General features: G+C 61.9%; 14 protein-coding genes. 6 read left to right on the top strand and 8 right to left on the bottom strand.

Annotated elements, in window-relative coordinates:
* Positions 1–35: 35 nt before the first annotated feature.
* The 4 genes from BM269_RS23510 to BM269_RS23525 all read left to right on the top strand — a co-directional run bounded on the left by BM269_RS23510 (position 36) and on the right by BM269_RS23525 (position 3,827).
* Positions 36–1,025 (top strand): proline dehydrogenase family protein, encoded by a 990-nt coding sequence (locus tag BM269_RS23510; protein WP_170860464.1) that lies wholly within the window; start codon positions 36–38, stop codon positions 1,023–1,025.
* The gene (locus BM269_RS23515; RefSeq protein WP_229204774.1) at positions 1,022–1,930 is read left to right on the top strand and encodes a polysaccharide deacetylase family protein; all 909 of its coding nucleotides are present in this window, start codon (positions 1,022–1,024) and stop codon (positions 1,928–1,930) included. Before BM269_RS23510 ends, BM269_RS23515 begins: the two co-directional genes overlap by 4 nt.
* Positions 1,931–2,023: 93 nt before the next feature.
* Positions 2,024–2,776 (top strand): isocitrate lyase/PEP mutase family protein, encoded by a 753-nt coding sequence (locus BM269_RS23520; RefSeq protein WP_090443013.1) that lies wholly within the window; start codon positions 2,024–2,026, stop codon positions 2,774–2,776.
* The gene (locus BM269_RS23525) at positions 2,763–3,827 is read left to right on the top strand and encodes a bifunctional transcriptional activator/DNA repair enzyme AdaA (RefSeq protein ID WP_090443015.1); all 1,065 of its coding nucleotides are present in this window, start codon (positions 2,763–2,765) and stop codon (positions 3,825–3,827) included. The genes BM269_RS23520 and BM269_RS23525 overlap by 14 nt, the downstream gene beginning before the upstream one ends.
* Here the strand turns inward: BM269_RS23525 and BM269_RS23530 are convergent.
* The 6 genes from BM269_RS23530 to ugpQ form a co-directional block, all read right to left on the bottom strand.
* Positions 3,824–5,614 (bottom strand): acyl-CoA dehydrogenase, encoded by a 1,791-nt coding sequence (locus BM269_RS23530; protein WP_090443018.1) that lies wholly within the window; start codon positions 5,612–5,614, stop codon positions 3,824–3,826. The two genes, BM269_RS23525 and BM269_RS23530, sit on opposite strands and share 4 nt — an antisense overlap.
* 75 nt (positions 5,615–5,689) lie before the next feature.
* Positions 5,690–6,622, bottom strand: coding sequence for an electron transfer flavoprotein subunit alpha/FixB family protein (locus BM269_RS23535; protein ID WP_090443021.1), 933 nt, complete (start codon positions 6,620–6,622; stop codon positions 5,690–5,692).
* Between the two features lie 27 nt (positions 6,623–6,649).
* Positions 6,650–7,399, bottom strand: a complete 750-nt coding sequence (locus BM269_RS23540) for an electron transfer flavoprotein subunit beta/FixA family protein (RefSeq protein ID WP_057261578.1) — start codon at positions 7,397–7,399, stop codon at positions 6,650–6,652.
* A 147-nt stretch (positions 7,400–7,546) separates the two neighbouring features.
* A complete protein-coding gene (locus BM269_RS23545; RefSeq protein ID WP_090443023.1) occupies positions 7,547–7,774 on the bottom strand; it encodes a sulfurtransferase TusA family protein in 228 nt (75 codons plus the stop codon).
* A gap of 189 nt (positions 7,775–7,963) precedes the next feature.
* Positions 7,964–10,576 (bottom strand): alanine--tRNA ligase, encoded by a 2,613-nt coding sequence (gene alaS / locus BM269_RS23550; protein WP_090443026.1) that lies wholly within the window; start codon positions 10,574–10,576, stop codon positions 7,964–7,966.
* An 87-nt stretch (positions 10,577–10,663) separates the two neighbouring features.
* Positions 10,664–11,416, bottom strand: coding sequence for a glycerophosphodiester phosphodiesterase (gene ugpQ, locus BM269_RS23555; RefSeq protein WP_090443029.1), 753 nt, complete (start codon positions 11,414–11,416; stop codon positions 10,664–10,666).
* A gap of 70 nt (positions 11,417–11,486) precedes the next feature.
* On the opposite strand from ugpQ, the gene BM269_RS23560 reads away from it, so the two are divergent.
* On the top strand, positions 11,487–12,713 hold the full coding sequence (locus BM269_RS23560) for a CaiB/BaiF CoA transferase family protein (protein WP_090443031.1): 1,227 nt from the start codon (positions 11,487–11,489) through the stop codon (positions 12,711–12,713).
* Between the two features lie 139 nt (positions 12,714–12,852).
* On the opposite strand, the gene BM269_RS23565 is transcribed toward BM269_RS23560, so the two are convergent.
* Together BM269_RS23565 and BM269_RS23570 are read right to left on the bottom strand one after the other, a co-directional pair.
* Positions 12,853–13,182, bottom strand: a complete 330-nt coding sequence (locus BM269_RS23565) for a hypothetical protein (protein WP_090443034.1) — start codon at positions 13,180–13,182, stop codon at positions 12,853–12,855.
* 73 nt (positions 13,183–13,255) lie between these two features.
* Positions 13,256–14,455 (bottom strand): MFS transporter, encoded by a 1,200-nt coding sequence (locus tag BM269_RS23570; protein ID WP_090443037.1) that lies wholly within the window; start codon positions 14,453–14,455, stop codon positions 13,256–13,258.
* Between the two features lie 76 nt (positions 14,456–14,531).
* Between BM269_RS23570 and BM269_RS23575 the strand changes: the two genes are divergently transcribed.
* Positions 14,532–15,422: a LysR family transcriptional regulator gene (locus BM269_RS23575; RefSeq protein WP_090443040.1), complete on the top strand. Its 891-nt coding sequence runs from the start codon at positions 14,532–14,534 to the stop codon at positions 15,420–15,422.
* The last annotated feature ends 16 nt before the right edge of the window (positions 15,423–15,438 follow it).

Consider the following 15,438-nt stretch of genomic DNA (forward strand, 5'->3'; position numbering starts at 1 on the left):
GTTAATATACAACTCCAAATGCGCAAGGAGACATCGTGACAGACAATACCACGCCACACTTTCCACCCCAGTGGCAGCCGCTGGTCGAGCGCGCGGCCAGCGCCTTGCGCGAGCTGGCCGTCAACGAAGACGCCAAGGCCCGCTTCCTGGATGACCCGATGCTGCGCCCTTACATGGAGCGCGTATCGCAGCGCTATGTTGCCGGCAGCACGGTGGTCGATGCGATCGTGCGTGCCGCCATGATCAACCGGAACGGGCACCGCGCTTCCGCCGAATACATGGGCGAGAGCGTGCGCGATGAGGCTTTCGCCAATGCGGAGACCAGCGTGTTCCTGCAACTGGTGCAGGCCATCGGCGAGCAGCGCCTCGATTGCTCGATCTCTTTCGACCTGTCGCATGTCGGCTCCCTGGTTGACCCGGAACTGGGCTATCGCAACGCACGCCGCATCGCGCGTGCAGCGAACGAGATCGACCAGGAAGTCATGATCTCGATGGAGGCATCAGACCGCACGTCCGGCATCTACGAGATCTACAGCCGGCTGCACGATCAGGATGGGCTATCGAATGTCGGCATCACCGTGCCGGCCAAGCTGCACCGTACTGCCAACGACCTGCCGGCACTGCTGCGCCATCCGGGCCGCATCCGCCTGGTCAAGGGCGCCATGTTCGAGCCGGTGCAAATCGCCTATCCTCGCAACAGTCCCGAACTGGCATCGGCCTATCGCCGTTACGCAGCATTACTCCTGCGCAGCGGCCACAAATGCTCGATCGCCACGCACGACCGCTCGATCCAGGATGAGCTGGCGGCCATGATTCGCGCCGAAGGCATTGCTGCCGGCCCTTACGAATTCGAATCGCTGATCGGCCTGGGTGAACAAAACATCTCAGACCTGCGCGATGGCGGCTTTGCCACGCGCGAATACGCAGTTTTTGGAAAGGAGTACTTCTTGTACGTATTGAACCGCATCTCCGAAGAACCAGTCCGCGTCTACCAGGCGGTCATTGACGCCCTGGGTGCCGCATGATGCGCCGCCTTCTCGCCGCAGCCGCGCTAGCCGCCGCCAGCGCCGCCCAGGCGCAATCGATTGCAATCACCATGGATGACGGGCCGAATGCCGGCAGTACGCCGCGCATGTCTGCCGTTGAACGCAACCAGGCCATCCTGAATGCACTGGCCAGGCACCGCGTGCAGGCGGCCCTGTTCGTGACAGCCGGCTTCGGCGCCAACACGCCGGAAGGGTTTCCGTTACTGAAGGCATGGAGTGATGGCGGCCACGCCATCGCCAACCACACCGTGAGCCATCCGGACCTGGAAAAAGTCTCGCTGGCCGAGTATCAGCGGCAGGTATTGGAGTGCGACCGCCTGATCAGCACTTTGTCCGGCTACCAGAAATGGCTGCGCTTCACCTATCTGCGCGAAGGCAACACGCCGGAGAAGATCGACGGCATGCGCAAGTTCATGCGCGAGCATGGCTATCGCAATGGTCATGTCAGTGTCGACACCAGCGATTGGCGCCTTAACGAGAAACTGGTGGAAGTGCTGACAAAGGACCCGAAGGCAGACGTGAGCGCGATCCGCACCGCCTACCTTGCCCATATCCGGCAGCGCATGCTGGCGTACCGCGAACTGTCGCAAACCCTGCAAGGGCGCGATATCGCGCAGGTGCTGCTGGTTCACCATAACCTGATCAACGCAATGTGGCTGGACGATGTGCTGGCCGAGATCGAGGGCATGGGCTGGAAGATCATCACGCCGGCCGAGGCGTTTGCCGATCCGGTCTACAAACTGGATCCGGTGCGCAAGGTGGCGGGACAAAGCATGCTGCTGTCGCTGGGCCGCATCCTCGGCCTGGGACTGGCGCCGGGCGGCGAGCGCCTGGTGGATGACGGCGACTTCGAGATTGCCGAGCTGGCGAAGAAAGGCCTGTAACGCCCCGGCGAAATATAGTCGTCCGTTTTTCGGTTGCCGTGGCGGCAGGAGCCTCGTTAAGCTCCTGCCATCACTGCAACCGGAATCGATCTTATGTCCCCCTTCTTTTCACCCGCCCCGCTGCTGCTGGCCAATGCCTGGGATGCGTCAAGCGCGCAAGCCGCCGAAGCAGCCGGCTACCATGCAATAGGCACTTCCAGCGCGGCAATTGCCGCCATGCTGGGTTACCAGGGCGGCGAGCAAATGCCCTTCGACGAATTGTTGTTCATGGTACGCCGCATCCGTGCCAGCACCGCGCTGCCGCTAAGCGTCGATATCGAGGCCGGCTATGGCGACAGCAACGACGCTGTCGATGCCAATGTCGCGCGGCTGGCGGAATTGGGTGTGGCAGGCATCAATATTGAAGATAGCCGCGTGGTTGGCGGACGCCGTGAGCTTTTGCCTCCAGAGCATCTGGCCGAGCTCCTGCGCGCCCTGCGCCCGGCATTTCCGCACCTGTTCCTCAATGCCCGAACCGACACTTTCCTGCTTGGTCGTTCCGCAGCGCTGGATGAAACCATTGCGCGTGGCCAAGCCTACCTGGAGGCCGGCGCCGACGGCCTGTTCGTGCCCGGCATCACGGCAGCGGCCGACATCCACGAGGTGGCGGGTACAATTGCATGCGCCGTCAACGTGATGTGCATGCCTGGCCTGCCTGATTTCGCCACGTTGGCGCAACTGGGTGTACGACGCATCAGCATGGGTAACTTCGTGCACGACGCGGCAGCGCGGCAGGTTCGCGCCGTGCTCGCAACGATCCGCCACCAGCAATCTTTCGCATCCCTGTTCGACGATGAAATTCACTGATCCTTCCGACATCGAGCGCTGCTACCAAGCCCTGGTGGCACGCTCGCCCGAGCATGTCGGCGCTTTTTATGCAGCGGTCAAAACCACCGGCATCTTCTGCCTGCCAACCTGCCGTGCGCGCAAGCCAAAAGCGGAGAATGTCGATTTCTTCTCCGACATCAAGGAACCGCTGGCGCTGGGCTTCCGTCCCTGCAAGGTGTGCCGGCCGACCGAAAACGCACCGGACGTGCCGCCGCAGGTGGCCCGCGCCGTAGCCCTGGTGCGGGAGCAGCCCAAGCGGCGCATCCAGGATGCCGAGCTGCGCGAACTGGGCATCAGCCCGGAACTGGTGCGGCGCTGGTTCCAGAAACACCACGGTTTCAGCTTCCAGGCTTACCAGCGGATGTTGCGCATCAATCTCGCCATGACGGAATTGAAAGAGGGCCGCAGCGCGACCGATGTGGCGCTCGACAGCGGCTATGAATCGCTCAGCGGCTTTGCTTATACCTACAAGAAGATGACCGGCAACGCCCCGAGCCAGGGCGCCATGCAACTGGTGCTGCATCGCTTTGCGACGCCGCTGGGCCCAATGTTCGTTTGCGCCAGCGAAAACGGCGTGTGCCTGCTGGAGTTCACCGACCGGCGCATGCTGGAAACGGAGTTCCGTGATCTACAGCGCCTGTTCAAGGCCCGCATCCTGGCCGGAGAAAACGCGCATACGCGTGAAGCGGAAGTCCAGGTCGCCGAATACTTCGAAGGCAAACGCCGGCAGTTCAGCGTGACGCTCGATGCACCGGGCAGCGATTTCCAGCGCAGCGTCTGGAGCGCCCTGCGTGCAATGAAGTTCGGGGAAGTGACACATTACGCCGACCTGGCGGCGCGCCTGGGAACGCCCAACTCAGTGCGGGCCGTGGCGGGAGCGAATGGAGCAAACAGGATTGCAATCATCATTCCCTGCCATCGGATAATCGGCAAGGATGGATCGCTGACTGGATACGGCGGCGGATTGGCGCGCAAGGAGTGGCTCCTTGCGCACGAAGGGCGGCGCGACGGCCGCCCTGCTACAGCTTAGAACTGCTCGAGGCTCAGGCCCAGCACACCTGCGCTGCCATCGACGATGGCGGCACGCATGCCGGTGGAACCGGACACGATGTGGTCCGCGAAGAAGCGCGCGGTCACGATCTTGGCGTGATAGAACGATGCATCGCCCTCGCCTGCCGACAGCTTCGATTGCGCGATCAGCGCGGCACGGCCCATCTGCCAGCCGCCAAACACGATACCGGCCAGTTTCAGGTACAGCACGGAACCCGAGAACACGCCCTTGATATCCGACTTGGCGTGGTTGACAACGTAGTCCACCACGGCTTCCAGGTCGTCCGCGCCTTGCACCAGGTGCTTGCGGATCGCCGCGAAGTCAGGGCTGTTCACTCCAGCCAGTTCTTCGGCGGTCGCGCGCACTTGCGCAATGATCGACTTGGCCAACGCGCCGCCGTCACGCACGGTCTTGCGGCCGATCAGGTCATTGGCCTGGATCGCGGTGGTGCCTTCGTAGATGGTCAGGATCTTGGCGTCGCGGTAGTGCTGCGCCGCGCCGGTTTCCTCGATGAAGCCCATGCCGCCGTGTACTTGCACGCCGTCGCGGGTGACGTTCTCGGACATCTCGGTCGACCAGCCCTTCACGATCGGCACCAGGTACTCGTACACAGCCTGGTTGGCAGCGCGCACTTCAGCGTCGGCGTGGTGGTGAGCCACGTCGTGGATGCCGGCCGCCACGTAAGCCAGCGCGCGCGCCGCTTCGGTCTGCGCGCGCATCGACATCAGCATGCGGCGCACGTCCGGGTGGTTGATGATCGCCACGCCGGCCGGGGAGCCGTTCAGGTCGCGCGACTGCACGCGGTCCTTGGCGAAGGTCACTGCCTGCTGGTACGCGTTCTCCGCCAGGCCAATGCCCTGCATGCCGACGCCGAAACGGGCTGCGTTCATCATGATGAACATGTATTCCAGGCCGCGGTTTTCCTCGCCCACCAGGTAGCCAACGGCGCCGCCGTTGTCGCCGAATTGCAGCACGGCGGTCGGGGAAGCCTTGATACCCAGCTTGTGCTCGATCGACACGCAGTGCGCATCGTTGCGCCCGCCCAGCGAACCGTCGGCATTGACCATGAACTTGGGAACGATGAACAACGAGATACCCTTCACGCCCGGAGGCGCATCGGGAGTACGCGCCAGCACCAGGTGGATGATGTTCTCGGCCATGTCATGCTCACCGTAGGTGATGAAGATCTTGGTGCCGAATACTTTGTAGGTGCCATCGCCCTGCGGCACGGCGCGGGTGCGCACGGCTGCCAGGTCGGAGCCGGCTTGCGGCTCGGTCAGGTTCATGGTGCCGGTCCACTTGCCGGTCACCAGCGGCTCCAGGTAGGTCGCCTTCTGCTCGTCGGAGCCGGCAGTCAGCAGCGCTTCGATCGCGCCGTCGGACAGCAGCGCCACCAGCGCGAACGACAGGTTCGCGCCGTGCAGCATTTCCACGCATGGGGTGCCGATCAGTTTCGGCAGGCCCTGGCCGCCGAAATCGGTTGGGTGCTGCAAGCCTTGCCAGCCGGCTTCGGCGAACTGCTTGAAGGCTTCCTTGAAACCTTTCGAGGTGGTGACCTTGCCATCGGCCCAGGAGCTTGGCTCCTTGTCCGCAGCGTGGTTCAGCGGGGCGATCACGCCGCTCACGAACTTCGCGTTTTCTTCCAGTACGGCTTCCGCGGTTTCCGCGTTTGCATCTTCACAGCCCGGCAGCGCGGATACGCCAGCCAGGTTCGCCAGTTCGTTCATCACGAACAGCATGTCTTTCATTGGGGCTTGATAGCTCATGACACCTCTCCAAGGTAGTAAAAGGGCCACTTGCGTGGCCCCGGTACTCAGTCCTTTTTCAGGACATTTATTTGATTAACCCAGTTCCTTGACCAGTTGAGGAACAACCTCGAACAGGTCGCCTACGATGCCGTAGTCGGCAACGGAGAAGATAGGAGCTTCAGGGTCTTTGTTCACAGCCACAATGACCTTGGAATCCTTCATGCCGGCCAAGTGCTGGATCGCGCCGGAGATACCGACGGCGATGTACAGGGACGGAGCAACGATCTTGCCGGTCTGGCCAACCTGCCAGTCGTTCGGCACGAAACCTGCATCCACTGCAGCGCGCGATGCGCCCATGGCGGCGTTCAGCTTGTCGGCCAGCGGTTCCAGGATCTTGAAGGCGTCAGCGGAGCCCATGCCGCGGCCACCGGAAACGATGATCTTGGCAGCGGTCAGTTCTGGACGGTCCGACTTGGCCACTTCACGGCCGACGAAGGCGGACTTGCCGAAATCGGCAGCGGCAGCCACGGTTTCGACAGCAGCGGAACCGCCTTCGGCAGCAGCAGCGTCGAAGCCGGTGCTACGCACGGTGATGACTTTGACTTTGTCCGACGATTGCACGTAGGCGATCGCGTTACCGGCGTAGATTGGGCGCTCGAAGGTGTCAGGCGCGTCAACCTTGGTGATTTCGGAGATCTGGGCCACGTCCAGCTTGGCGGCTACGCGCGGCAGGATGTTCTTGCCGTAAGCGGTTGCAGGAGCCAGGATATGGCTATAACCGCCGGCGATCGCCAGGATCTGCTCGGAGACGTTTTCGGCCAGGCCGTCGGCGAAGTGGGCTGCGTCAGCATGCAGCACTTTGGTGACGCCGGCGATTTTCGCGGCGGCGGCAGCGGCGGCGCCGGCGTTCGCGCCAGCTACCAGTACGTGGACTTCGCCTGCGCATTTGGCGGCGGCGGTAACGGTGTGGAGGGTGCTGCCCTTCAGGGATGCGTTGTCGTGTTCTGCGATGACGAGTGCGACCATGATTGAGTTCCTAGAGTATTCGGTGAATTAGATGACTTTAGCTTCGGTGCGCAGCTTGGACACCAGGGTCGCTACGTCAGGCACTTTGATACCAGCGGAACGCTTGGCAGGTTCGGCCACTTTCAGGGTTTTCAGGCGTGGGGTCACGTCGACGCCCAGGTCTTCCGGCTTGACGGTATCCAGCGGCTTCTTCTTCGCCTTCATGATGTTAGGCAGGGTCACGTAGCGCGGTTCGTTCAGGCGCAGGTCGGTGGTCACGATAGCAGGCAGTTGCAGCGCCAGGGTTTCCAGGCCGCCGTCCACTTCGCGGGTCACGGTGACTTTGCCGTCGCCCAGTTCAACCTTCGAAGCGAAGGTCGCTTGCGGCCAGCCCAGCAGCGCTGCCAGCATCTGGCCAACCTGGTTGGAGTCGTCGTCGATGGCCTGCTTGCCCAGGATGATCAGTTGCGGTTGCTCTTTGTCGGCAACGGCCTTCAGCAGCTTGGCCACCGCCAGCGGCTCCAGCTCAACGCCGGTTTCGATCAGGATGCCGCGGTCGGCGCCGATCGCCATGCCGGTGCGCAGGGTTTCCTGGCACTGCGTCACGCCGGCGGACACGGCAACCACTTCGGTTACTTTGCCAGCTTCTTTCAGGCGGGTCGCTTCTTCCAGTGCGATCTCGTCGAACGGGTTCATCGACATTTTGACGTTGGCGATATCTACGCCAGTGCCGTCGGATTTGACGCGCACTTTCACGTTGAAGTCGACGACGCGCTTGACAGGTACCAGGACTTTCATAGGTGTGCCTTTGAAAAAGAGATAAGTAAAATTAGTGGGCTAGATTATATTGGAATTCGATATCACTTATCGAATAAAAGCACGATCGTGCGTTTTTTAAGTACAATCCGGCGCCGAAAATCAGCAACCGGTAGCATACCGCAGTTTTTACTTGCGGCGCATCAAAAACGTAAATTCAGTGCCCTGCTGGACGTGCGACAAGAGTGCATTGCCAGTCTGCTTGGCAAAGGCCTGGAAGTCACGCACTGACCCTGGATCGGTAGCCACGATACGCAATACCTGGCCGCTTTCCAATTCCGCCAAGGCTTTCTTGGCTTTGAGGATAGGCAGCGGGCAATTCAGGCCGCGCGCGTCGAGGTCCTTATGAAATTCCATGATCTCGGACTCGAGAGTAAGAGTTTCGCTCATCAATATCTCGCTTCTGTACAACTGGTTCCAACATACTACTCCAATTTTGCGCGTCTGACGCACTGCACCAAAATAGTTAATGTTGCGTTGCAAAATCACAACGACATTGCAATGTCGGAAAGGCCCGCCCTAGCAAGCGCGGGCCGTCAGCAGCTCTTAGATACGCGACTCCACCCATGCTGCAACGCCACCGAGCGCACTTGGCAGCGCGTCCGGATTGGTGCCGCCGGCCTGCGCCATGTCGGGGCGGCCACCGCCCTTGCCGCCCACTTGCAGTGCAACGAAGTTGACCAGCTCACCGGCCTTGACCTTGCCGATCGAGTCGGCGGTCACACCAGCGATCAGGCTTACCTTGCCGTCGTTGACGGAAGCCAGCACGATGGCGGCGGACTTCAGCTTGTCCTTCAGCTTGTCCATGGTTTCGCGCAGCGCGGTGACGTCGGCGCCTTCCATGGTCGCCGCCAGGACTTTCAGGCCCTTGACGTCAACTGCCTTGTTGACCAGTTCATCGCCCTGGCCGGAAGCCAGCTTCGACTTCAGTGCCGCCAGTTCTTTTTCCAGCGACTTCACCTGGTCTTGCACGGCGCTGATTTTGGCAGTCAGTTCTTCAGGATTGGACTTCAGCGCGGCAGCAGCTTCGTTCAGCTTGCGGGCCATGCCTTGCACCAGCGCCAGCGCGCCTTCGCCGGTCACCGCTTCCACGCGGCGGACACCGGCAGCAACGCCGCCTTCCGACACGATCTTGAACAGGCCGATATCGCCGGTGCGGTGCACGTGCACGCCGCCGCACAGCTCTTTGGAGGAACCGATGTCCATCACGCGCACCTCGTCGCCGTACTTCTCGCCGAACAACGCCATCGCGCCATGCTTCACAGCATCGTCGAAGGACATGTTGTGCGACTGGGTCGCAGCGTTAGCCAGGATCTCGGCGTTGACGATGGCTTCCACCTTGGCGATTTCCTCGGCGGTCATCGGCGCATTGTGGGAGAAGTCGAAACGTGCCTTGTCCGGATCGACCAGCGAGCCTTTCTGCGCCACGTGGGAGCCCAGCACTTCGCGCAGGGCTTTATGCATCAGGTGGGTGGCCGAGTGGTTGCGGATGGTGCGGCCGCGCGCATGCTGGTTCACTTCCGCGCCGACAGCGTCGCCAACCTTCAGCGAGCCGGATGCCAGAACGCCGTGGTGGCCGAACACGTCTGGCTGGATCTTCAGCGTGTCTTCCACTTCAAACTTGGCGCCAGCGGACTGGATCAGGCCCTGGTCGCCCACCTGACCGCCGGATTCAGCGTAGAACGGAGTGGTATCCAGGACGACGATGCCCTGCTCGCCTGCTTTCAGTTCCTGCACCGGTGCGCCGTTGGCGTACAGTGCGATCACTTTCGAATTGTGCTGAAGTTGGTCGTAGCCGACGAACTTGTTCTTCTCGCCAGAGTAGTCAACTTTGGTCACACGATTCTTGAACGTGCCGCCCTCGCGCGCCTTGCGCTTCTGCTCTTCCATCGCCACATTGAAGCCTGCTTCGTCCAGTATCACTTCGCGTTCGCGGCAGATGTCGGCGGTCAGGTCCAGCGGGAAACCGTAGGTGTCGTACAGGGTGAAAGCGGTAGCGCCGTCCAGGCTCTTCGGATCCTTGGCCAGCTGCGCTTCCAGGATCTTCATGCCATTTTCCAGGGTCTCGCCGAAACGCTCTTCCTCGGCCTTCAGCACCTGCGCAACGCGATTCTTGGCCTCAGCCAGTTCAGGGTAGGCACCGCCCATTTCGATATTCAGGTCTTCTACCAGCTTGTAGAAGAAGGCCTTGGTCTGGCCCAGCTTGTGGCCGTGACGCAGCGCACGGCGGACGATGCGGCGCAGGACGTAGCCGTGGCCTTCAGGGCCAGGGATGATGCCGTCGACGATCATGAAGGCGGCAGCGCGGATGTGGTCCGCGATCACGCGCAGCGATTTGTTTTCCAGGTCGGTCGCGCCGGTTTCGCGGGCAGCAGCCTTGATCAGGGCCTGGAAGGAATCGATCTCATAGTTCGAGTGCACGTGCTGCAGGACAGCGGCCAGGCGCTCCATGCCCATGCCGGTGTCGACGCAAGGCTTCGGCAGCTTGTGCATCACGCCCGCCTCGTCGCGGTTGAACTGCATGAACACCAGGTTCCAGATTTCGATGAAGCGGTCGCCGTCTTCCTGGTCCGAGCCTGGAGGGCCGCCCCAGATGTCGGCGCCGTGGTCGTAGAAGATCTCGGTGCACGGACCGCAAGGACCGGTGTCGGCCATCTGCCAGAAATTGTCCGACGCGTAGCGCGAGCCCTTGTTGTCGCCGATACGGATGATGCGCTCTTTCGGCACGCCGATTTCGTTAGCCCAGATGTCGTAGGCTTCGTCGTCTTCGATGTAGACGGTGACGGTCAGCTTTTCAGGCGGCAGGCCGTAGACTTTGGTCAGCAGCTCCCATGCGTACTGAATCGCATCGCGCTTGAAGTAATCGCCAAAGCTGAAATTGCCCAGCATTTCGAAGAAGGTGTGGTGGCGCGCGGTGTAGCCGACGTTTTCCAGGTCATTGTGCTTGCCGCCTGCGCGCACGCAGCGCTGCACGGTGGTGGCACGGGAATACGGGCGCACGTCCTGGCCCAGGAACACATCCTTGAACTGCACCATGCCGGAGTTCGTCAACAGCAGGGTTGGGTCGTTGCCTGGCACCAGCGGGCTGGAACGGACAATCGTGTGACCCTTGGATTCGAAGAATTTCAGGAACTTTTCGCGAATTTCAGCAGATTTCATGTCGTAAAAGGTAGGTTGCAGGCTGGTGCAAAGGGTTGATTATACGTGAACAGCCCGCCGTTGCGGTGGGCGGCGGCCTCTAAGCCGCTATATGAAGTCGGGGCCGATCAGGTCGATGCGGTCGGTGCAGAAACCGTCCACGCCCAGCGCGAAGACCTCCCGCGCTCGCTCAAGGGAATTCACGGTATAGCAAAACAGGCCGAGGCCAGCCGCCTTCACCGCTTTCGCCTGCTCCGGCGTAAGGTATTTGTGGTTGGTATGGATCGCCACGGCGCCCAATTCACGCGCCGTTTCCAGCCAGTCCGCCGGGATCTTATCGAAAAGACAAGCTCGTGGTAATTCAGGCGCGGCATCGCGTGCCGCCGCCAATGCAGGCATGCTGAACGACGACAGCAAAGGCATTTGCGCCGCATCGCCCGCCGCCACTTCCGCCGCAAACCTGGCCCGCGCGGTGTGCGCCACCCAGCGGCCGGTCGCTTCATCGTGGCCTTCGGCCGGCTTGATCTCGATATTCATCCAGATCTTGTGCTCTTTGCAGTAGTCGACCCATTCAAGGAACAATGGCACCGGCTCGCCGCGGAATTCAGGACCGAACCACCGGCCCGCATCCATCTTCGCCAGTTCCGCCGCCGTGAAGTTGGGCACATAGTCATCGCCATACACTGTGCGGCCGAAATGCGGGTCGTGCATCACTACACCGATGCCGTCGGACGACAGCATGACGTCGAATTCCACCGCGCGGAAACCATAAGCCAAACCGGCGCGCAGGCCGGCGATTGTATTTTCCGGAGCCAGCGTGCCGCCTCCGCGATGCGCAACGATTTTTGGGTAGGGCCACATAGGATTAAGACACTAACACGGTTGGATGCGTTAAGCTAACGCTCCCTGAAAACAGTAGGAAGAAGACAACATGACTCCGAAGGCCCTTGGACACATTCGCGTACTGGACTTGAGCCGCGTGCTGGCCGGCCCATGGTGCTCGCAGAACCTCGCCGACCTTGGCGCGGACGTGATCAAGATCGAACGTCCTGGCGCGGGCGACGATACGCGCGCCTGGGGTCCGCCATACGCCAAGGATGCCACCGGCGCCGACACCACGGAGGCTGCCTACTACCTGTCCGCCAACCGCGGCAAACGCTCGGTGACCTGCGACATCTCCAAGCCGGAGGGGCAGGCGCTGATCCGCGAACTGGCGAAACACGCCGACGTGGTACTGGAAAATTACAAGGTCGGCCAGTTGAAAAAGTATGGCCTGGACTATGAATCGCTGAAGGCAGTCAAGCCAGACCTGGTGTACTGCTCCGTGACCGGCTTCGGCCAGGACGGCCCCTATGCGCACCGCGCCGGCTATGACTTCCTGATCCAGGGCATGGGCGGCTTGATGTCCGTGACAGGCGAGCGTGACGACCTGCCAGGTGGCGGTCCGCAAAAAGCGGGCGTCGCACTGACCGACCTGATGACAGGCATGTACTCCACCATCGCCATCCTGGCGGCGTTGACCCACCGCGACCGCACCGGCGAAGGGCAGTACATCGACATGGCGCTACTGGACGTGCAGGTCGCGATGCTGGCCAATATGGGTTCCAACTACCTGAATAGCGGCAAGGCGCCCAAGCGTTGGGGCAACGCGCACGCCAATATCGTGCCGTACCAGACCTTCGCCTGCGCCGACGGCTACATCATCGTCGCCACCGGCAACGACGGCCAATACCAGAAGTTCGTCGAAGTCGGCGGCCGCGCCGACCTGGCTTTCCACGAAAGCTACGCCACCAATCCCTTGCGCGTAAAGAACCGCGACGAGCTGGTACCGATCCTGGCTGAGATGGTGAAGGCACAGCCGCGCGACTGGTGGATCGAACAACTGGAAGCGGTTGGCGTACCATGCGGCCCAATCAACGACCTGCATGATGTATTCAAGAACCCGCAAGTGCAAGCACGCGGCATGATGATCGAAACCGACCATCCAACCGCCGGCAAAGTAAAACTGGTGCGCAACCCGATGCGCCTGAGCGCCAGCCCGGCCGAGACCGACATGGCCCCGCCCCTGCTTGGCCAGCACACCGACGAAGTGCTGCGCGAAGTCCTCGGCCGCAGCGAAGAAGACATCGCCACCCTCCGCAGCAAAGGCATCCTGTAAACATCGATACGGCCGAGCCCGTGTCCCACCTTGGGGTCACACCCGTTTTGAGACACGGACTCTTCCTTAACAAGGCAGAGCTCGTGTCCCATTTCGGGTGTGACCCCATGGTGGGACACGGGCTCAACTGGCTACTTGTTTAATGCAGGTGTTGCTTGAAGTCGAATAGCTCGCGGTGCATGAAGTTGACTGCGGCTTTCATCTCGGGCGTCACTTGGATGCGCTCGCTGGCGCACACGCGGCGGGCTCGGGCGCCAAGCATTTCCATGTCGTCTACCAACTTGGGGACGTTGGCGTAGTCTTCGCTGACCAGCATTTCACTGATGTCGTCGGAGCGCCGGTCCAGCTTCTGGATCGTGTCGCGCAGCTCGCCTGTCAGGTGGCGCTCGGCCGATAACGCTTGCGCGGCCTGGCTGACTGCCATTTGGATGTTGCTGAGCCTGATACGGATTTCGCGATCGTGCATCATGATGATCTCCTCGCTCAAAACGGCACCCAGCGTGCCGGTCGGACTTGGAGATCATTGGCACTCGGCGGTTCAATCACCCTGCCTCAGCTTTGATCTGGCTCAACCTTGGTGCAATCGGCGTCAACCGGCGCAAGTGGATTGCAATCGCGATGGCTCCAACCAGGCAAGCGCCCAGAAGCCCGACCACGCCTGCCCAACCTGCCCTGCCCCATAAAACCCCGGCAGCCCAACCAACCACGCTGGAACCGAGGTAATAGAAGAACAGGTAGAGCGCCGAGGCCAGTGCCGCCCCGCGCGCGCGCCGGCCAACCCAGCTGCTGGTCATCGAGTGCGATGCGAAAAAGGCGAAGGTGAACAGGGCCAGTCCGCCCACAACCAGTGGCAGCCAGTTCGACAAGGTCAGAACAATACCTGCCAGCATCAGGCTCAGCACCAAATACAGCACGCCTTTGCGGCCATAACGGTCAGCCAGCTTGCCGGCCCAGACCGAACTGAAAATCCCCAGCAGGTACAGCAACGAGATCCCGCCAACCACACCCTGGCGCAGTTCGAATGGCGCAGCCAGCAGGCGGTAGCTGATGTAGTTGTAGGCGCTGACCATGCAGCCCATTAACAGGAAAGCCAACGCGAACAGCCATGGCAGGCCGTCGTCGCTCAGGTGCCGGCGCGCCTGTCCGGGCAGCGCGCGCCAACCTCCGGTCGCGGGGCGGAACCGGCGCGATGCCGGCAGGCTGCGCCAGAACTCGGCAGCCGCCAGCACGCCGGCCACGCCCATCGCCACCAGGGCGACGCGCCAGGAGAAAAAGTCGCTCAGCACGGAAGTCACCATGCGCCCGACCATGCCGCCGAACGCGCTGCCGCTGATATAGAGGCCCATCGACAGGCCCAGTGATTCGGGCTCGATTTCCTCGGCGAGGTAGGCCATGGCGACTGCCGGCATGCCGCCCAGTGCAACACCAAGCAGCACGCGGGCGGCGAGCAATTGGCCGTAGCCGCCGGCCAGTGCGCATAGCAGCGTCATGACGGCGGAGATGGCCAGCGCGCCCACCATCAAGGGCTTGCGTCCGCAGCGGTCGGAGATGGCACTCGACGCGACCAGCGAAACCGCCATCGCCGCCGTCGCCAGCGACAACGACAAGCTGCTCTGCGCCGGGGTCAGCGCAAATTCGTGGGACAGCAGCGGCATCAGGGGTTGCACGCAGTACAGCAGTGCGAAGCAGGAGAAGCCGCCGAAGAACATGGCGCGGTTGGTGGGGTGGCTGAGGGCTTTCATCGTGAATTGATCTTAGGATTGCCCTGTATTACTGTCCAATATATATTTAAGGCGTTATTAATCGCTTTTAAATATTATGGAATTGCGTCACCTGCGCTATTTCGTGGCCGTGGCCGAGGAGCTCAGTTTCACCCGCGCGGCGGAACGGCTGCATATCGGCCAGCCGCCCCTTTCCCAGCAGATCCAGGCGCTCGAGGCCGAAGTGGGTGCGCGCCTGTTCGACCGCAGCAAGCGCTGGGTGCGCTTGACCGAGGCTGGCAAGCTGTTTCTCGAAGACGCGCGGGCCATCCTGGCCCAGTCCGAGCGGGCGGCCGAAAGGGCGCGCCGGGCGCAGCGTGGCCAGGCGGGCGAACTGCGCGTGGGCTTTACGTTTTCCACGCCCTTTACGCCGCTGTTCGCGCGCACCATCCGGCGCTACCGCCAGCTGTATCCTGATGTTGCGCTCACCTTGCATGAGATGACGACGCTGCACCAGATCGACGCCCTGGAGGCGCGCAAGATAGATCTTGGTTTTGTGCGCCCGCCGGAGGTGGCTTTGCCGGAGCAGCTGGTGCTGACGACGCTGCGCCGGGATGCGCTGCTGCTGGTGCTTGCCGGCGATTCACCGCTGGCGCGCAAACGCAAGATCAAGGTGGCTGACCTGGCGGAACTTCCGTGGGTGATGTATCCGAAGGAGTCTGGCGTGGGGATTAATCACGCTATCCTGGGCATGTGCCGGGCGGCGGGCTTTGTGCCGCAGGTGGCGATGGAGGCGGGTGAGGCGGCAACCATTATCGGCTTGGTTGCGGCGGGGATCGGGGTGTCGGTGCTGCCGTCGCCGTTCCAGTCGATGCATTTGGAGGGCGTGGTGTTTCGCCAGCTGGATGACGCGGGGGCGGTCACTTCGCTGCAATTGGCGCAGCGGCGGGCCGATGGCGGGGCGCTGGTGGAGGCGTTTGTGCGGGTGGCGCTTGAAGAGAACCGGTAAACCGGCCGGATGGCCA

Source organism: Duganella sp. CF458, from assembly GCF_900113115.1.
Lineage (GTDB): Bacteria > Pseudomonadota > Gammaproteobacteria > Burkholderiales > Burkholderiaceae_D > Rugamonas.